Below are 19,142 nucleotides of genomic sequence, written 5' to 3' on the forward strand. Positions count from 1 at the left end.
ATTTGTTTTTATTGTTTTTCTTTTGACAGAAGCCCTTCTTCTGATATAATGGTGTAAGAGTGGCGAGGAGGGAGTAGTACCGAATGGAAGAAAGAATTGAACGAATTAAGAAGCAATTACATGCAGCGAGCTACAAATTAACACCGCAACGTGAAGCAACAGTTCGTGTGCTGCTAGAAAATGAAGAAGATCATTTAAGCGCAGAAGATGTTTACCTCCTTGTAAAAGAAAAGTCGCCAGAGATCGGATTAGCAACCGTCTATCGAACTTTAGAACTATTATCTGAGTTAAAAGTTGTCGATAAGATTAACTTCGGAGACGGTGTTTCACGCTATGACTTACGCCAAGAAGGTGCGCAGCGTTTCCACCATCATTTGATTTGTACACAATGTGGTGCTGTACAAGAAATACAAGAAGATTTACTTGGTGAAGTGGAAAGGAAAGTAGAACATGACTGGAGCTTTAAGGTGAAGGATCATCGTTTAACATTCCATGGGATTTGTAAAAATTGTCAAGAAAATGAAACGGATGAAAAATAACCTTTTCCTATTTAACTAGGAAGAGGTTTTTTATTTGAATAAGGTATAAATTGGTGAAAGCTTGGCATATGTTGTAATAACTTATATTTTGGAGGAATTTACAATGCGCCGAGCTTTAAAATTAACTTTTGATGGGATAAAAGTATTTTTATTATTTACAAGTTGTACGATTTTGTTTTATTTCGCTATACTATGGATAAATGAAGAATACGAAAGCTATCATCGTTATGAAAAGCCAAAAGAAGAGACTGTAGAAAAAGTATCAGGGAATGAAGAGCCGGCAAAGGATGCTTTCGTAAATAGAATGATGTTTTTCTATGAAAATGGGGAGTAGTGTAGATTGGAAGATCAATTAAAAGATTTTATTCATTATATGGTTGTCGAAAAAGGGCTAGCGAAAAATACAGTAGTATCTTATGAACGTGATTTAAAAAGTTATGTAAAGTATTTGCAAAATGTAGAACAGGCGAAAAGCTTTCATGAAGTAACACGCTTGCACATTGTTAATTTTCTGCAGCACTTAAAAGAAAACGGAAAATCTTCGAAAACATTAGCACGTCATATTGCATCGATTCGTTCGTTTCACCAATTTTTACTTCGTGAACGGGCGGTAGAGCACGACCCATCCGTACATATTGAAACGCCGCAAGGAGAACGGAGATTACCGAAAGTACTATCAATCGATGAAGTAGAGGCGTTACTTCAGACACCAAAAATGACGAGTGCTTTTGGGGTTCGTGACAAAGCGATGCTAGAGTTATTGTATGCAACAGGACTTCGTGTTTCGGAATTAATTGCCTTAAATTTAGAAGATGTACATTTAACGATGGGATTTGTTCGTTGCATAGGGAAAGGGAATAAAGAAAGAATTATTCCACTAGGAAGTTTAGCGACGGAAGCGATTCAAAAGTATATTGAAAAGGGAAGAAGAGAATTGATGGGTAAAAAAGTAGTAGATGCACTCTTTTTAAACCATCATGGGAATCGATTATCAAGACAAGGATTTTGGAAAATTTTAAAACGATTGGCGAAAGAAGCAAATATTGAAAAAGAGCTTACACCGCATACGTTGCGCCATTCTTTTGCTACGCATTTATTAGAAAATGGAGCAGACTTGCGTGCTGTGCAAGAAATGCTTGGACATGCAGATATTTCAACGACGCAAATTTATACGCATGTTTCAAAAGCTAGATTAAAAGATGTATATAAACAGTTTCATCCGAGAGCATAATGACTATGCTCTTTTTTTCATAGATTCAAAAGGCTATAGTACTTCACAAAAACTTCACAAACATTTCGTACATTGTTTTCAGCAGAAGACTAGAATATTATAATGTATTTCCTCTATACTAAGGAAAGTATGAAGGAGGAAATAAAGATGAAAAAACTTATTATGACTTTATTTATCGCGATGCTAGCATTGGCTGGCTGTAATACAAACAAAGAAGAACCGAAAAAAGAACAGAAACTGGAAGCTATAAAAGTAGCGGTTCAAACGAATCCGAAAGAAATTAAACCTGGTGAAAAAACAGAAGTACAAGCACTTGTTACACAAGGAAAAGAAAGAGTAACGGATGCTGATGATGTAAAGTTTGAGATCTGGAAAGATGGCGACGAAAAGCACGAAATGTTAGATGGTAAGCATAAAGGAAAAGGTGTTTATGCAGTAGAGAAAACATTTGAAACTGATGGAGTATATCATATTATTCCTCATACAAATGCACGTGAAATGCATGTTATGCCAGAAACAAAAGTCGCTGTAGGAAATGCAAAAGTAGAAGATGCGAAAAAAGAAAATAGTGATCACGGTGCAGGACATGGCGATCATAAAAGCGATACAATGATCCATCTTATGGCTGGTGATATAAAAGCAAATGCTGAATCGACTATGAAAGTTCATTTAAAACAAAAAGAAGAAGCGTTAACTGGTGCTGAAGTACAACTTGAGATTTGGAAAGAGGGTGTTGAAAAACACGAATTTATTCCAGCGAAAGAAGGAAATAAAGGAGAGTATGAAACGAAACATACTTTCAAAGAAAACGGTTCTTACAAAGTGAAAGTTCATGTTAAAAAAGGTGAACTACATGAACATAAAGAAGAAACAGTAGAAGTAAAATAAAAAGCAGCTCTTTAGAGCTGCTTTTTATTTTTATTCCGTAAACGTCCAATTGATGAGGGCTTATAATCAGTGGAGAAGAACTAAACTCCTACTAATCAAAGTTTCACTTTATATGAAGAAATAAATCATAAAATAATTAGCACTTATTTGTATAATGGATTACAATAGAAGTGTGAAGAAAATGAGAAATTCTACGAAAATGTATTAAAAAGAAAGCGTAAACATGTTATGATATCTGTATCAGATGTCTGACATCTGACTTAGAAAAAACTAGAAATGTTTTTGAGTCGTTTCAAAGTAAACGAAATAGGTTAGAGAATCAATTAAAGAAGTACTGTTTGACAATGAGAACGAAAGAGAATTCTTATGGAGAACAGTTTCACTTTATAGCGTTTTGAACATACTACAAGAAGTAGAACTGAACTTATAGGAGGTCGCAGTTATGAATAAATATAAACGTATATTCCTAGTCGTAATGGATTCTGTTGGAATCGGTGAAGCACCAGATGCTGAGCAATTTGGTGATTTAGGATCTGACACAATTGGTCACATTGCTGAACATATGAATGGGTTACAAATGCCTAACATGGTGAAATTAGGTCTTGGTAACATTCGTGAAATGAAAGGTATCTCTAAAGTAGAAAAACCACTTGGATATTATACAAAAATGGAAGAGAAATCTACTGGCAAAGATACAATGACAGGTCACTGGGAAATTATGGGTCTTTACATTGATACACCATTCCAAGTTTTCCCTGAAGGCTTCCCGAAAGAATTACTTGATGAATTAGAAGAAAAAACAGGTCGTAAAATCATCGGTAATAAACCAGCTTCTGGAACTGAGATTCTTGATGAGCTTGGTCAAGAGCAAATGGAAACAGGATCTTTAATCGTTTACACTTCTGCTGATAGCGTATTACAAATCGCAGCACACGAAGAAGTAGTGCCGCTTGATGAGTTATATAAAATTTGTAAAATTGCACGTGAATTAACATTAGATGAGAAATACATGGTAGGTCGCGTTATCGCTCGTCCATTCGTTGGTGAGCCTGGAAACTTTACACGTACACCAAACCGTCATGATTATGCATTAAAACCATTCGGCCGTACGGTAATGAATGAATTAAAAGATAGTGACTACGATGTTATTGCTATCGGTAAAATCTCTGACATATATGATGGTGAAGGTGTAACTGAGTCACTTCGTACGAAGTCTAATGTGGATGGAATGGATAAGCTTGTAGATACATTAAATATGGACTTTACAGGTCTTAGCTTCTTGAACTTAGTTGACTTTGATGCATTATTTGGACACCGCCGTGATCCACAAGGGTACGGAGAAGCTCTGCAAGAGTATGATGCTCGTCTTCCAGAAGTATTCGAAAAACTAAAAGAAGATGATTTATTATTAATTACAGCAGACCACGGTAATGATCCAGTTCACCACGGTACTGATCATACACGTGAATATGTACCGTTATTAGCATATAGCCCAAGCATGAAAGATGGCGGACAAGAATTATCAATTCGTCAAACATTTGCTGATATTGGTGCAACGGTAGCAGAAAACTTCGGCGTGAAAATGCCAGAACACGGAACAAGCTTCTTAAACGAGCTAAAGAAATAGGGGGATAAACAAATGAATCGTGAACTTATTACAAAATCAGCTTCATACTTAAAAGAGAAATTTCAAGAAACGCCACAAGTAGGACTAATCCTTGGATCTGGACTAGGTGTATTAGCAGATGAAATCGAGAACGCAGTAACAGTACCTTACAGTGAAATCCCTGAATTCCCAGTATCAACTGTAGAAGGTCATGCAGGTCAACTAGTATTCGGTACACTTCAAGGGGTAACAGTAGTAGCAATGCAAGGACGTTTCCACTTCTATGAAGGATACGACATGCAAAAAGTAACATTCCCAGTTCGTGTTATGAAAGAACTAGGTGTAGAAACAGTTGTTGTAACAAATGCAGCTGGTGGCGTAAATACAGCATTTGAGCCAGGTGATCTTATGTTAATTTCAGACCACATTAACTTCATGGGTACAAATCCATTAATCGGACCGAATGATTCTGAAATGGGTGTACGTTTCCCTGATATGTCTACATCATATACGACAGAACTTCGTGAAATGGCGAAACAAGTTGCAGCGGACTTAAATATTAAAGTACAAGAAGGTGTATACGTTGGAATGACAGGTCCTGTATATGAAACACCTGCTGAAATTCGTATGCTTCGTACACTTGGCGGAGATGCAGTTGGTATGTCAACAGTACCTGAAGTAATTGTAGCGCGTCATGCTGGTATGAAAGTACTTGGTATTTCTTGTATTTCAAATATGGCAGCTGGTATTTTAGATCAGCCACTTCATCACGATGAAGTAATCGAAACGACAGAACGTGTTAAAGCTAACTTCTTAGCATTAGTAAAAGCAATCGTAAAACAAATGAAGGGGTGACCTCACAATGAGAATGGTGGACCTAATTGCAAAAAAACGTGACGGACATGCATTAACGACAGAAGAAATTAACTTTATTGTTGAAGGATATACGAATGGTGATATTCCTGATTACCAAGTAAGTTCACTTGCAATGGCAATTTTCTTCCAAGATATGAACGATCAAGAACGTGCTGATTTAACTATGGCAATGGTAAATAGCGGTGATACAATCGACTTATCAGCTATTGAAGGGGTAAAAGTAGATAAGCACTCAACAGGTGGTGTGGGTGATACAACAACACTTGTGTTAGGTCCATTAGTAGCCGCTTTAGGTGTACCGGTTGCAAAAATGTCTGGACGTGGGTTAGGACATACTGGTGGTACAATTGATAAATTAGAAGCAGTTCCAGGATTCCATGTTGAAATCGAAAATGATGAATTCATGCGACTTGTAAATGAAAACAAAATCGCAGTTATTGGTCAAAGTGGAAACTTAACACCTGCGGATAAAAAGTTATATGCACTTCGTGATGTAACGGCAACAGTAAACTCAATTCCGCTTATTGCAAGTTCGATTATGAGTAAAAAAATTGCTGCTGGTGCAGATGCAATTGTTCTTGATGTAAAAACTGGAGCAGGTGCATTTATGAAAACAGATGAAGATGCAAAACGTTTAGCAGAAGCAATGGTGCGCATTGGTAATAACGTTGGTCGTAATACGATGGCTGTTATTTCTGATATGAGTCAACCACTTGGTGAGGCGATTGGTAACGCACTTGAAGTACAAGAAGCAATTGATACATTACAAGGTAAAGGACCGAAAGATTTAGAAGAGTTATGTTTAACGCTTGGAAGTCAAATGGTATACCTTGCTGGACAAGCTTCATCTTTAGAAGATGCACGTGAGAAATTAATTGAAGTAATGAACAACGGTAAAGCGCTAGAATCATTTAAAACGTTCTTATCAGCGCAAGGCGGCGATGCTTCTGTTGTTGATGATCCTTCTAAATTACCACAAGCACAGTTTAAAATTGAAGTAGAAGCGAAGGAAGACGGTTATGTATCAGAAATCGTTGCAGATGAAATCGGAACAGCAGCAATGCTTTTAGGAGCAGGACGTGCGACGAAGGAATCTGAAATTGATTTAGCAGTTGGCTTAATGCTTCGCAAAAAAGTAGGGGACAGCGTGAAAAAAGGTGAATCCCTTGTTACAATTTACGCAAACCGTGAAAATGTGGACGATGTAAAAGCAAAAATTTATGAGAACATGAAGATTGCTAACGAACATGTAGATGCACCAACATTAGTGCACGGCATCGTTACCGAATAATAAAAAAGGGCCAAGGAGTATTTCTCCTTGGCTTTTTTTGCTATTTTTTGTTTATAATAATAATGGGTGAAATTATGATTAGAATTTGTGCAATAACAAAAACAGATGAAGTATTATATGATGTTTCGCTAGAAGAAACAACGAAAGACCATATTGTATGGTATTGGCTAGATTTATATAAGCCAACGAAAGAAGAGTATACATACATTTTGCAAGATCATTTTAAGTTCCATCCCCTTGCAATTGAAGACTGTATAGAATATGTACAGAGACCAAAAGTTGATTTTTATGATGGATATAACTTTTTAGTTCTTCATGCATTTGGTGAGGATGGATTAGAACCGCACGAGATTGATTTATTTATTAGTGATCGTTTTATTGTTTCTTTCCACTTTTCTCATAACAATGCAATCGAAAGAGTATGGAAAACACTTGGGGAAAAGAAGCGTATTAAAAATAGTCCTTTACACGTAGCGCATACAATTATCGACCAAATTGTAGATGACTATTTTGCGCCTGTATATTACATTGAGGATCATTTAAATGCAATTGATGATAATTTAACGGGTGAGACAGCAGGAAGTGTATTAGAAGAAGTATTTGATATACGTACAGATTTATCGAAGCTAAGGCGCACAATCATTCCGATGCGTGATTTATTGTATCGTATTTTAAATTCGACTCGTTTTTACGGTATAAGTGATCATGAGATTTATTTTAAAGATATACATGACCATTTGCTTAAACTGACAGAAATGATTGAAGCAAGCCGCGAGTTAACGGCAGATATTCGGGATAGCTATTTTTCATTAAACTCACATCATATGAATAACATTATGAAAACATTAACTGTATTCTCGACTATTTTCATGCCATTAACATTTATTGCGGGAGTATACGGAATGAACTTTACGCATATGCCAGAGCTTGGTGGACAATATAGTTATTTTATTTGTCTACTTCTAATGGCGCTAATTGGCGGTGGGATGATGGCTTGGTTTTATAAAAAAGGATGGTTTAAGTAAAAAAACACCGAGGAAAATTCCTCGGTGTTTTTACTTAACCAATAGCATGTAATACGAACATGGCTAAGAATAAGCATGTAACGATATACATAGACGGTGCGACTTCTTTACGCTTTCCAAGAGCAACTTTTAAGATAGGATAAGCAATAAATCCGAACGCAATGCCATCAGCGATACTATATGTGAGCGGGATCATGACGATAATTAAGAACGCTGGAAATCCTTCTGAAAAATCGTTCAGAGGAATTTGCTGAATGCTTGTAATCATCAGGCCGCCAATAATAATTAAGATTGGTGCAATGGCACTATCAGGAATTAGTTTCACAAACGGAAGTGCAAACAGTGATGCGAAGAATAACAACCCTGTAACGATAGACGTCAGACCTGTCTTTCCGCCTGCAGTAATACCTGCAGCACTCTCTACTGTTGATACGGTAGGGCTTGTGCCAAATAGACCACATGTCATTGCTGAAATTGCATTGGCTTGGTAAGCACGTGGGAATTTACGGTCATCTTCTAATAAACCGTGCAGAAGTCCCATGTTCTCAAAAATAAGCACCATGCTTAAGGAGAATGTTGCAATCCAAAACGGTAAGGAAGAAAGTTTGCCAAATGACATAGCTCCAAACACATCGCCGTAATTAGCGAATGAGAATGAACTATTTCCGATTTGACTTGTATCAACAAGACCAAATAGCCATGCAATACCAGTTCCTATTGCAATCGTCCATAAAAAGCTTCCACGTACGTTACGAATAAATAGTACAAGTGCAACGATAAGAGTAAGTAGTGTCGCAAGAACGACAGGGTTACTTAATTTACCCATTGCAACAGCAGTATTTGGATTCGAAACGACTAAACCACCTTTTTGCAATCCGATAAATGCTAAAAATAATCCGATGCCGACAGTAATAGCTTCCTTTAATGACTTTGGAATCGATACTGAAAGCAAGCGAGCGATTGGTGTAAACGCAGCAATTGCAAAAATAATACCAGAGATGAAGACAGCTGCTAATGCTTCCTGCCAAGCTAATCCGAGCGTATGCACAGCAGTGTACGTGAAGAATGCATTTACGCCCATACCAGGGACAAGAATAGCAGGTGCATTTGCCCAAAATGCCATGAGCAGACATCCGACAAATGAACTGAAAACAGTTGCTAAAATTCCAGCTTCAAGAGGAATGCCAGCATCCGATAAAATTGATGCATTTACAATCATAATATATACGATTGTGAAAAATGACGTAACTCCAGCTAAAACTTCTTGTTTTGGTGATGTTTCGTGTAAACCTAATTTAAATGTTCTTTCAAGTATTCCTTTCATGTTAAACCTTCTTTTTCATATCCCTCTCCCACCCGTGATATCTCTTTTGTAAGAGCTCACCGTCCTTTATTATATCAGAACATCATGTTTTTACAACAAGGAAAATGATAACGTTTACTTATAAAAGAAATTATTTATAAATACGTAAAAATGGCTCGTATTGTTGAAATGATTTCTAATTCTCCTGATTGAATGGGCGGAGCTGCTTGCGCATGTAAAGTAGCATAGGACGTCACTTCCCGTGGTAATTGGGCGGATTCTTCAACGAATGAGAGTGGAACTGGATTAATGTTTAAATTGTATGTACTCGCAATAGCACGAGCTTTTTCTACCGCTTGTTGCAGAGCTTGAATAAGAGCTTGCTCATAATATTTATTTGGATGAGATATTCGAAAACGTAACCCTTTTGCTAAGTTTGCTCCATTTGAAACGGCTATATCATATACTTCCCCTGCTTTTTGTACATTTAAAACGGTAATTTCATACAAATGTTCCACACGATATCCTTGTAGTAATGCTTTATCATTTACATATTCGTACTGGGGCGTAATCGTATATGAAATGGTTTCTATATTTTTTTCGGCAATACCTAGTTGTTTTAGTGCATCCAATAATTGTTTTGATTGCACTGCATTCTCTTCTTGTGCCTGTTTTACATTTTTATGATCTGTACGAATACCAATCGTTAATATAACAACATTTGGTTTTGCTTTTACAACGCCTTCACCTTGCACCGTAATGGTAGCTTCTTTACCAGTATTAGCTGTACGTACGTTGTGTAAATAAGGATTCATTCCACCTTGCATCTTCCATCACCATCCTTATTTATATGTATATGTGTGAACAAAAAAGAAATTTGTATGAAAAAGTTACATAAATGAGAATGTTAAAGAAAGAAAGCATATACAATAAGGGTATTTATAGATTATAATATGTGTAAATATGATAAAAAAGGGACGAGGCTAGTGAACGAAAAAAGAGAAACACTGATTTTAGAGTTATCCGGATCATTTCGAAAGATGATACGTTTATTACAAAATGATATTAATACACGTTTTGCAGAACATATGCCATACAATGAATTTTCTGTATTACGCGCGTTATTTTTAAAGAGTCCACAGATGGCTTCGCAAATTGCGAGTGAAGTAAACGTAACCTCTAGTCATATTACAGCTGTTACTGATCGTCTCGTACGAAAAGGGTTTGTAGAAAGAAAGCGTTCAAATTCAGACCGTCGTATCGTGTACCTAGAAATTACAGAACACGGAAGAGAAGTAACTGAAAAACTTGAAGCTGTGCGTAAAGAATATTATAAAGAGAAATTTAAAGGTTGGAGCGACCAAGAAATCGAAATGGTGTTAGAGCTATTTGGCCGCGTATTATAATAAATGAGGATAGGAAGCGAAAGTTTTCCTATCCTTTTTCTTTTGAATAAAAACATTTTGAAACTCCAATACTTTAATTAAAAAGAATCGGAGTGAAAGATTATGAAACGTATTTGTATGCTTTTCATTATGATTGGAAGTTTTTTCTGCTTTAATCAATTCGTGGACGCTGCAACGCCTCTTCAAGTCGTTCAGAAAGAATTACAACATATTTCAAATAAGCAACCTGTTTTATATTCAAAACTATGGATTCGTTCTATGCAGAATGCTATTTTATTTCATCATAGTGATAACATTCGGCATGAAGATACGATAAGCAATGTGACAAAGTCTTCTCTTATAAAAGTAAAACAACTTCCACTTCAGAAAGCATCACAGTACATCCCGAGATTATCGCAATATATTTCTAAGTTTGAAGCTGAGAATGTGCAAGTGTATTATGTTGCAGCTCGTTATGAAGTGAAAAAAGAAAATCCGTATCAGTTAAATGGCATGAATTATTTTATGCAAGTGTTTATTCAACAAGGAGGAGAATGGAGAATTGCTGAAAGCATAGTTGCTCCAACAGATCAAATCGTCGCAAATGGTGACGGGTTTGGAACGAAGCAAGAAAAAGAGTATGGGAAAAGAAGAGAGAATGTGAAATAACCTCCTCATGAAGAGGAGGTTATTTTATTTAAAATTCCAAGAGACTTTCCATTTTAATATTTTAGGTAGGAAGAAATACGTAATGAAACTAGTCACTAAAAATCCGATGTAAAAGCTAGGCAATGAATGCGCGCGACTTAGCATTAAGCCTCCAACGATTCCACCAAAGAAAATCGCACAAGCCATAACTACTTTTTGTAGTTTCGGATACAATAAGTAGTTACCATTTCGCTCATTGACTGAACGGGCATATAAATATATACCGAGTGATAATAAAATAATAATATGTGCAATAGGTGCAATCAATGTTTTTGCCGGCGGGATTGTTGTAAAGTTTGGTTCATTATGACGTACTCCATCCTTATCAGTATAAGCGTTTTGAGGATCGTAATTAAAGCTAATAGTAAACTCTTCTGCTGGACCAGAAATACGTATGTTTTCCATAATATCATGTATACTGCCATTGTTCTCATGAAAGTCGGCATTCGAGTGAACAGCAATGACTCCTGATATTAGAGATGGAAGTAACACTGGGAAGATTAATATAGCTGCAGTAAGAAATCCTTGCGATATAATATTCCCTGCAATTGTACCTACACATAAGGTAAGTGTATAAATAGCGATTAATACAATTAACATGTATATAAAGTAACTATGAAAAGGGGAAAATACTTGATATTTATTATGAAAAGTTAACTTTTTCATAATAGCAAATAGCCCCCAGTTTAAAACGACAACAGCGGCGATATTACAGATTCCAAACAACCACTTTGTTATATAAAGGTGTGAACGTTTAAATGGCATAGACCATAACAAGTCGCTAGCGTTATTTTGTCTTTCCCATCCAATTAACGTACAAGCTAGAACGATTAGCACACTACCTAACAGCATGATAGAATCTAGAAGTGTTAAATCAAAACTGTAATGATATATAACTTTCCATTTTTTATTCATATTTAGAAAATATTGCTGTTGAATAGAAGTCATATAGTATTTATATGACAAAGTATAGAAGCTGACGAGCCAAAATAACCATACAACATATTTACTTTGTTGATATGTTCTTAGCCATAGTGCTTTTTGAAACATAGGATCTCTCCTTTAAAAAACTTTATAATTTGTTAGGCGTGATAATACAACATAAGTAATGATTCCAGCGAGAAACAAACTGATATAGTAGTTAGGTAAGAAATAAAATTGATTTATTTTATAGCCACCTAGTAATGCAAAGTAAATGGTTGTCCCCCATATCCATATTTTTAAATGTTTTTGGAAAATAAATATCTTTTGAGTGTTTTCATTTGGTGATCTTGTATATAAATATGCGCCAAGTAGTAAGTAAAATATTGTATAAAAAATCGGGACCAATATGGATTTAGCTGAATAATATCTATAAGATGCTGGATCTCTTAAAGTGTTTGGATCGTTTTCTTTTTTACGTGATTTTGGATCATAATCGTAATAAATAGAAAAATTATATATTGGTGCAACAATATTTGTTTTATTATTTATTTCAGAAAGACTTTCATATAAGTGAGAGTTTCTATTGTTTTGAACATTTAAATGATTTATTGTAAAATTGTACAGCAATGAAATAAATGTAAGACCCATTAGTAACCAAGGAATACAAAAAACAACTTGTGAAACAACGCTTCCAGTAAAGGCACCGATACATAATGCAGCTGTATATACTGCAACATATGAAACAATTGCATAAAGAAAGTATCGATGAAATGGCCCGAATGATTGATAATCAAAATGAATTGTTGTTCTATAAATAAAGTACATAAGAATCCAGTTTACAAGGAGAGACCCAATAATCCAAAATGAACCGAAAGCCCATTTAGATAAGAAAACATCTTTTCTTTTAAATGGCATTGTTAAAAGTAGTGCATTAGACTGGCTGCTACGTTCCCACCCTATTAATAGACAAGCAATAGAAATAATAAGGATAGTTATCCAAAAACTATTACCTGTATTTGACCAAAAAGCATAATCATAATAGAACGTTCCCTTTTCATGTAATTTATAATAATTAGCAAGTTGTTGCTGAGCTGCTTTATAGTATCCGAAAGATAGAAGATAAAGTGTATAAAAGAAGAACAGTAGTACAGCATATTTCCCGCGCTTCCAATTCCACATCCACAACGCCTTATGAAACATACCCATCCTCCTCTAGTGTCGTAACGAAGACATCTTCAAGTGACATTGTTAATTCTTCAATGAGTATAGGTTGTTCTTTATAAAACTTCTCCAGTGTTGCAGCCACATTTCCCTCAATTAAGATTGTATATACTTTTCCTGTTTGATTTAATATTTTAATATTGCTTAAGTTTTCTAGTTTTTGAGGTAATGAACGTTCGTAAGCTACTTGTATTTTTGCAAATCGTGATTTGGCATCGTCTAGTGATGTAATAGAAGATATAGTATGGCCTTTTAATATAATAATTGTATCTGCAATTTGTTCCACTTCATCTAAATGGTGAGTTGAGATGAAAATGGTAATCTCTTTTTCTGCAACTTCTCCAACGAGAAACTGCAAAATCTGCCTTTTAACGATAGGATCAAGTCCGTTTGTCGGTTCATCCAAAATGATATATTCTGCTTTTGTAGAAACGGCTAAAATGATGGCAAGTAATGCTTTCATCCCTTTTGAATAACTACGAATTCGTTTGTTTGGTAAGTTAAAACGTTCTAACAGTTCATAGAAATATGCTTCATCAAATGCGGTATAAACTTCTTTATAAAACTTTACAATTTCTTTTACCGTATATCCGTTCAGTATGTTAGTAGAATCCGGAACATATACGATTTTTTGCTTTATTTCAGGACACTGATGAATGTTTGTATCCTCATATGTAACAGTCCCTGCATCAGGGTCTAAAATGCCGACCATCGTTCGTAATAAAGTTGTTTTCCCCGCACCGTTTCTTCCAAGTAATCCGATGATACTTCCTTTTTGTAATGTGAAAGAAACATCGTCTAAAATTGTTTGATTATCAATTGTTTTCTTGAGGCTTGTCACTTTCAGCATCCGTATTTCCTCCAATCTCTTTATAGTATGAATCTATCCAATCATGAATTTTATCTTTCGTAATACCAAGATAAGAGGCTTCTAATAGTAATTGATGAAATTGCTTTTCAACCATAGCGATTTTCCTTTCGTCTAATGTTGGGGTAATCGATTGGGATACAAATGTTCCTTTTCCTCGTAATGTTTCAATAATCCCTTGTCGCTCTAACTCTTGATACGCTTTACTCACTGTATTTGGATTTATAACGAGTAAAGAAGCGAGTTCGCGTACAGAAGGAAGTTTATCACTTGGGGCTAACATGTTTTTCAATACGAGTTCTTTTATATTTTGAACAATTTGTTCCCATATCGGAGTGTTGCTTCTTGGATCAAGTTGAATATGCAAGAGCAATGTCTCCTTTCTGACTTGTATTAAGTGTACTACTGTATGTAATACACTTAATACAATATAGGTGATGAATATATTTGTCAACTGAAAATATTAGAAAAATATGGTATTAAAAAATAATAAATTGGAAAAAATAGGTTTGATATAGAATGGAGGGTTAGTCATGAAGCGAGTTTTTGGAATACTTGTTTGTTTCATGTTATTGCTTTCTGGTACTTCAGTTAGTTTCGCACAATCTGAGAAGACGAAGCAGGAAAAAACAGAAGAAACAACACCGAAGTTAGCGGAACAAGCGTCATCAGCAATTGTAATTGAACAAGATACAGGTAAAGTTTTGTTTGATAAAAATCCAAATGAGAAGTTACCACCTGCTAGTATGACGAAGATTATGACAATGCTATTAATTATGGAACAAGTTGAAAAAGGAAAACTAAAACTGACCGATAAAGTTAGAGCAAGTGAGCATGCAGCTTCAATGGGTGGATCACAAATCTTTTTAGAGCCTGGAGAAGAGATGACTGTAAATGAAATGCTAAAAGGTATTGCTATTGCATCTGGAAATGATGCGTCAGTTGCAGTAGCGGAGCATATCGCAGGTTCAGAAGAAGGTTTTGTAAATATGATGAACAAAAAAGCGAAAGATTTAGGACTGAAAAATACTCATTTTCAAAACCCAACAGGTCTTCCGGCTAAAGACCATTATTCCACAGCAAATGATATGGCTATAATGGCAAAAGAATTGATGAAGTACCCACTTATTCGCAAATATACAGGTAAATACGAAGACTATTTACGTGAAGATACGGATAAGAAGTTTTGGCTCGTGAATACGAATAAGTTAGTACGTTTTTATCCTGGAGTAGATGGTGTGAAAACGGGCTTTACGACAGAAGCAAAATATTGTTTAACAGCATCGGCTGAAAAGAATGGGATGCGTGTTATTTCAGTTGTTATGGGAGCACCTACATCGAAAGAACGGAATAATCAAGTAACAAAGCTTCTTGACTACGCATTTGGACAATATATGACAAAGAAATTGTATACACGAGGAGAAAAAATTAAGACTGTACAAGTAGGAAAGGGGAAAAAAGAAAAAGTAGATTTAGTTGCGTCAGACAATGTGTCTCTTCTTATGAAGAAGGGCGAAAATATGGACAAAGTAAAGCAAGAAGTAATTGCTGAAAAGAAAGTGAAAGCGCCGATTAAAAAAGGTGACGCGCTTGGTACACTTGTTATTAAAAAAGATAAAGATGTTTTATTAAAACAAACAATTGTAGCAAAAGAAGATGTTGCTGCAGCGAGCTGGTGGGAGTTATTTAAAAGAAGTTTTGGGATGTTTTCAACATCAAAATAGCGGCAAACATTTTGCCGCTTTTCTATTCGTATGAAAGTAAATAATTGCCGAATGGTTTCACTTTATGGCGAAATAGTTCTTCTTTTGTCAGTAGGAAGGATTCTTATGTTGTATCACGAAAATCTTTATGTATGTAAATGAGTAAAGTTTGAGCATAAGGAGGAAATCGTGTGAGTCTTTCCATGCAATTAGAAGTAAAGCGTGACGTCCTATGTGTGAGACTAGCGGGTGAATTAGATCATCATACTGCTGAAGAGTTGCGAACGAAAGTAACAGATATGATTGAGACACATGGTGTTCATCATATTGTTTTGAGCCTAGAGAACTTATCGTTTATGGATAGTTCTGGTTTAGGTGTTATATTAGGCCGATATAAGCATGTAAAGGGATTAGGTGGAGAAATGGTTGTTTGTGCAATTTCACCGCCTGTTAAACGTTTATTTGAAATGTCGGGCTTATTTAAAATTGTTCGCTTAGAAGAAAGTGAAGCGCATGCGCTCGCGACGTTGGGGGTGGCATAAATGAGAAATGAAATGAACCTTCAATTTTCAGCATTAAGTCAAAATGAATCATTCGCTCGCGTTACAGTAGCTGCTTTCATTGCGCAACTAGATCCAACGATGGAAGAACTTACGGAGATTAAAACAGTTGTGTCAGAAGCAGTTACGAATGCAATTATTCATGGATACGATGGAAATGCAGAAGGTGTTGTTTATATTTCTGTAATTTTGGAAGAAGCAATGGTGAAACTCACGATTCGAGATGAAGGGATTGGCATCTTTGATTTAGATGAAGCAAGACAACCCCTTTTTACAACTAAACCTGAATTAGAGCGTTCCGGAATGGGATTTACTATCATGGAAAATTTTATGGATGAAGTAGAAGTTATTTCAAACGAATCTTTCGGGACAACAATCCATTTGACAAAATACTTATCAAATAGTAACGCTCTATGCAATTAAGGAGAATAGCCTATGGACATAGAGGTCAAAAATGAGAAGAAGAAACCTCAGTTAAAGGACCACGAGCTAAAAGCGTTAATTCAACAAAGTCAAGATGGAGATCAACAAGCGAGAGATACAATCGTTCAAAGTAATATGCGTCTCGTATGGTCGGTTGTGCAGCGTTTTCTTAATCGAGGATACGAACCAGACGATTTATTTCAAATTGGATGTATTGGGCTCTTAAAATCGGTAGATAAATTTGATTTATCTTTCGACGTGAAATTTTCAACATATGCAGTTCCAATGATTATTGGAGAAATACAACGATTTTTACGTGATGATGGATCAGTGAAAGTAAGTAGATCTTTAAAAGAAACAGGAAATAAAATTCGAAAGATGAGAGACGAGCTTTCGAAAGAATTCGGAAGGGCACCAACGATTAACGAAGTAGCCGAAGCGTTAGAACTAACGCCAGAAGAAGTGGTTCTGGCGCAAGAAGCGAGTCGTGCTCCTTCATCCATACATGAAACGGTGTATGAAAACGATGGAGATCCAATCACTATTTTAGATCAAATTGCTGATCAATCTGAAACGAAATGGTTTGATAAAATTGCTTTAAAAGAAGCAATTAGAGAATTAGATGATCGAGAACGTTTAATTGTATATTTACGCTACTATAAAGACCAAACCCAATCTGAAGTAGCGGAGCGCATAGGTATTTCGCAAGTACAAGTTTCAAGACTTGAAAAGAAAATATTAAAACAGATGAAAGATCGAATAGATGAGTAGCTATCTATTCGATTTTTTTTATGACTTTAATTTAGTAGGGATTGTAAACTTCCGTAAAAATTAACAGAATTTATTGATAATTTAGTAAATTTAAAATATAATCCGAGTATGAACTTGTCACAAAGGGGGAAGGAAATATGGAAACGAGGCAACAATGGGGAACGAGGGCCGGATTCATTTTCGCAGCGGTCGGCTCTGCCGTTGGATTAGGAAACATATGGCGTTTTCCTTATACAGCGTATGAAAATGGGGGAGGCGCATTCTTTTTACCGTACTTATTCGCATTATTAACGACTGGTATTTCATTATTGGCGTTTGAATTTGCTCTTGGGCATCGTCATCGTGGTTCAGCGCCACTTACATTCTTCCGTATTAGTCCGCGTGCTGAATTTATCGGATGGTGGCAAATGTGTGTAACGTTTATCGTTTCAACATATTATGCAGTAATTATTGCTTGGTCTATTTCCTATACGTACTTTGCAATTACTGGAGCGTGGGGGAAAGACACGCAATCATTTTTATTTAAAGAGTATTTGCATGTTGCAGATAAGCCTGGACAGTTTGGAGGGCTCGTACCGGAAGTATTAATTCCATTAGCTCTCGTTTGGATTATCGTGCTCGGTGTAGCATTTAAAGGAGTTAAAAAAGGAATCGAAGTTGTTAATCGTATTTTCATCCCTTTATTAGTTGTTATGTTCCTTATTATCGTAGTTCGTGCAGTGACGATGGAAGGTGCAATGCAAGGGTTGGATGCATTCTTCAAACCAGATTGGAGTCGTATTTTTGATGGGAAAGTATGGCTTGCTGCTTATGGTCAAATTTTCTTTAGCTTATCTTTAGCATTTGGAATTATGATTACGTATTCTAGTTATTTACCGAAAAACTCAGATACAACAAATAATGCCTTTATTACTGGCTTTGCAAACTCAGGATTTGAATTGTTAGCTGGGATTGGGGTCTTTGCAGCTCTTGGGTTTATGGCAAATAATATGGGAGTACCAGTTGATAAAGTAGCAAGTGCTGGTGTAGGACTTGCGTTCGTAGTATTCCCGCAAATCATTAATGAGTTACCGATGTCACCGTTATTTGGCGTATTATTTTTCTTATCATTAACGGTTGCTGGAATTACATCCCTCATTTCACTTGCGGAAGTATGTTTTGCTGCCGTATCTGAAAAGTTCAGCTTAAGCCGCCAAAAAACAATTGGAATTATGGGGACGCTTCTCGTACTAGTTTCTCTTGTTTTTGCAACACGTGGCGGGCTTATGTTCCTAGATGTTGTTGATTATTTCGCTAATAACTTCGGATTAATTTCAATTGCATTAGCGGAAGTGGTTACGATAGGGCTCATTCTACGCCGTTTACCAGTTTACCAAAATCATGCAAACTTCGTATCTGATATTAAGTTAGGGACGTTTTGGAGAGTAAGTTTACTCGTTATTACCCCGCTTATGTTAGGGTACATGTTAATTGATGGCACAATCCAAAATATTAAAAAGAACTACGGAGATTATCCAACGGAGTTTGTCGTAACATATGGTTGGTCAATTGCAGCAGCTTTCCTTATCGTTGCATTAATCATTAGTATAAAGAAATGGAATGCACAAATACATTCAGATTCTGCTAAGCTTGAAAAAGAATGGAAAGATCGGGGTGTTTCATAATGAGCGGATCAGCGATTATGATGATGGTGATTGGTATGGTAGTCATTTGGGGAGGACTCGCATTAAGTATTGCAAATTTATTTAAGAAAAAGGCATAATCTAAAAAACATCTGTACCGAAACGGTACAGATGTTTTTTTATGAAAAAATTGTATTA

The 19,142-nt window shown here is 35.9% G+C and carries 22 protein-coding genes; 16 read left to right on the forward strand and 6 right to left on the reverse strand.

Annotation, left to right across the window (positions count from 1 at the left end):
- Positions 1-83: 83 nt before the first annotated feature.
- From fur to corA, 8 genes are all read left to right on the forward strand, one after another.
- Complete coding sequence (gene fur / locus JDS99_RS03645) at positions 84-539, forward strand: ferric iron uptake transcriptional regulator (RefSeq protein ID WP_000392655.1); 456 nt, start codon at positions 84-86, stop codon at positions 537-539.
- Positions 540-642: 103 nt separating this feature from the next.
- Entirely contained in the window at positions 643-873 is a 231-nt protein-coding gene (locus JDS99_RS03650; RefSeq protein ID WP_001250432.1) for a YqzK family protein, read from the forward strand.
- A gap of 6 nt (positions 874-879) precedes the next feature.
- The gene (gene xerD, locus JDS99_RS03655) at positions 880-1,770 is read left to right on the forward strand and encodes a site-specific tyrosine recombinase XerD (RefSeq protein WP_199694587.1); all 891 of its coding nucleotides are present in this window, start codon (positions 880-882) and stop codon (positions 1,768-1,770) included.
- Between the two features lie 147 nt (positions 1,771-1,917).
- Entirely contained in the window at positions 1,918-2,658 is a 741-nt protein-coding gene (locus tag JDS99_RS03660; RefSeq protein WP_098857175.1) for a FixH family protein, read from the forward strand.
- A gap of 442 nt (positions 2,659-3,100) precedes the next feature.
- Complete coding sequence (deoB, locus tag JDS99_RS03665) at positions 3,101-4,285, forward strand: phosphopentomutase (RefSeq protein WP_199694588.1); 1,185 nt, start codon at positions 3,101-3,103, stop codon at positions 4,283-4,285.
- A gap of 12 nt (positions 4,286-4,297) precedes the next feature.
- Positions 4,298-5,119: a purine-nucleoside phosphorylase gene (locus JDS99_RS03670; RefSeq protein ID WP_098857176.1), complete on the forward strand. Its 822-nt coding sequence runs from the start codon at positions 4,298-4,300 to the stop codon at positions 5,117-5,119.
- Positions 5,120-5,126: 7 nt separating this feature from the next.
- On the forward strand, positions 5,127-6,431 hold the full coding sequence (locus tag JDS99_RS03675) for a pyrimidine-nucleoside phosphorylase (RefSeq protein ID WP_087985129.1): 1,305 nt from the start codon (positions 5,127-5,129) through the stop codon (positions 6,429-6,431).
- A gap of 62 nt (positions 6,432-6,493) precedes the next feature.
- Positions 6,494-7,456 (forward strand): magnesium/cobalt transporter CorA, encoded by a 963-nt coding sequence (gene corA, locus JDS99_RS03680; RefSeq protein WP_060488448.1) that lies wholly within the window; start codon positions 6,494-6,496, stop codon positions 7,454-7,456.
- 34 nt (positions 7,457-7,490) lie between these two features.
- Here the strand turns inward: corA and JDS99_RS03685 are convergent, their stop codons facing one another.
- Together JDS99_RS03685 and JDS99_RS03690 are read right to left on the reverse strand one after the other, a co-directional pair.
- Entirely contained in the window at positions 7,491-8,780 is a 1,290-nt protein-coding gene (locus tag JDS99_RS03685) for an NCS2 family permease (protein ID WP_060488352.1), read from the reverse strand.
- Positions 8,781-8,914: 134 nt separating this feature from the next.
- Entirely contained in the window at positions 8,915-9,586 is a 672-nt protein-coding gene (locus tag JDS99_RS03690) for an SIMPL domain-containing protein (RefSeq protein ID WP_001161447.1), read from the reverse strand.
- A gap of 159 nt (positions 9,587-9,745) precedes the next feature.
- On the opposite strand from JDS99_RS03690, the gene JDS99_RS03695 reads away from it, so the two are divergent.
- Positions 9,746-10,165 carry a MarR family winged helix-turn-helix transcriptional regulator gene (locus tag JDS99_RS03695; protein WP_001003308.1) on the forward strand — a complete coding sequence of 140 codons (420 nt, stop codon included), beginning with the start codon at positions 9,746-9,748 and terminating at the stop codon, positions 10,163-10,165.
- Positions 10,166-10,267: 102 nt separating this feature from the next.
- Complete coding sequence (locus JDS99_RS03700) at positions 10,268-10,813, forward strand: hypothetical protein (protein WP_000820916.1); 546 nt, start codon at positions 10,268-10,270, stop codon at positions 10,811-10,813.
- A gap of 24 nt (positions 10,814-10,837) precedes the next feature.
- On the opposite strand, the gene JDS99_RS03705 is transcribed toward JDS99_RS03700, so the two are convergent.
- Genes JDS99_RS03705 through JDS99_RS03720 form a run of 4 tightly spaced genes read right to left on the reverse strand, consistent with a single transcriptional unit; the run spans position 10,838 to position 14,232 of the window.
- On the reverse strand, positions 10,838-11,902 hold the full coding sequence (locus JDS99_RS03705) for an ABC transporter permease subunit (protein ID WP_098857179.1): 1,065 nt from the start codon (positions 11,900-11,902) through the stop codon (positions 10,838-10,840).
- Between the two features lie 12 nt (positions 11,903-11,914).
- Complete coding sequence (locus JDS99_RS03710; RefSeq protein ID WP_097907165.1) at positions 11,915-12,976, reverse strand: ABC transporter permease subunit; 1,062 nt, start codon at positions 12,974-12,976, stop codon at positions 11,915-11,917.
- Complete coding sequence (locus JDS99_RS03715; protein ID WP_046957465.1) at positions 12,966-13,847, reverse strand: ABC transporter ATP-binding protein; 882 nt, start codon at positions 13,845-13,847, stop codon at positions 12,966-12,968. Before JDS99_RS03715 ends, JDS99_RS03710 begins: the two co-directional genes overlap by 11 nt.
- Entirely contained in the window at positions 13,813-14,232 is a 420-nt protein-coding gene (locus JDS99_RS03720; RefSeq protein ID WP_046957464.1) for a GntR family transcriptional regulator, read from the reverse strand. Before JDS99_RS03720 ends, JDS99_RS03715 begins: the two co-directional genes overlap by 35 nt.
- Before the next feature lie 166 nt (positions 14,233-14,398).
- On the opposite strand from JDS99_RS03720, the gene dacF reads away from it, so the two are divergent.
- The 6 genes from dacF to JDS99_RS03750 all read left to right on the forward strand — a co-directional run bounded on the left by dacF (position 14,399) and on the right by JDS99_RS03750 (position 19,084).
- A complete protein-coding gene (dacF, locus tag JDS99_RS03725; protein WP_000831992.1) occupies positions 14,399-15,589 on the forward strand; it encodes a serine-type D-Ala-D-Ala carboxypeptidase DacF in 1,191 nt (396 codons plus the stop codon).
- Between the two features lie 170 nt (positions 15,590-15,759).
- Complete coding sequence (spoIIAA, locus tag JDS99_RS03730) at positions 15,760-16,110, forward strand: anti-sigma F factor antagonist (protein ID WP_000059133.1); 351 nt, start codon at positions 15,760-15,762, stop codon at positions 16,108-16,110.
- A complete protein-coding gene (gene spoIIAB, locus JDS99_RS03735) occupies positions 16,111-16,551 on the forward strand; it encodes an anti-sigma F factor (protein WP_048546248.1) in 441 nt (146 codons plus the stop codon).
- 12 nt (positions 16,552-16,563) lie between these two features.
- Positions 16,564-17,322: an RNA polymerase sporulation sigma factor SigF gene (gene sigF / locus JDS99_RS03740; protein WP_000350733.1), complete on the forward strand. Its 759-nt coding sequence runs from the start codon at positions 16,564-16,566 to the stop codon at positions 17,320-17,322.
- Between the two features lie 137 nt (positions 17,323-17,459).
- Positions 17,460-18,986, forward strand: a complete 1,527-nt coding sequence (locus tag JDS99_RS03745) for a sodium-dependent transporter (RefSeq protein WP_000450092.1) — start codon at positions 17,460-17,462, stop codon at positions 18,984-18,986.
- Entirely contained in the window at positions 18,986-19,084 is a 99-nt protein-coding gene (locus JDS99_RS03750) for a methionine/alanine import family NSS transporter small subunit (RefSeq protein ID WP_000016829.1), read from the forward strand. Before JDS99_RS03745 ends, JDS99_RS03750 begins: the two co-directional genes overlap by 1 nt.
- The last annotated feature ends 58 nt before the right edge of the window (positions 19,085-19,142 follow it).

Source organism: Bacillus cereus group sp. N6 (genome assembly GCF_016483705.1).
GTDB classification, from domain to species: Bacteria; Bacillota; Bacilli; order Bacillales; family Bacillaceae_G; genus Bacillus_A; species Bacillus_A wiedmannii.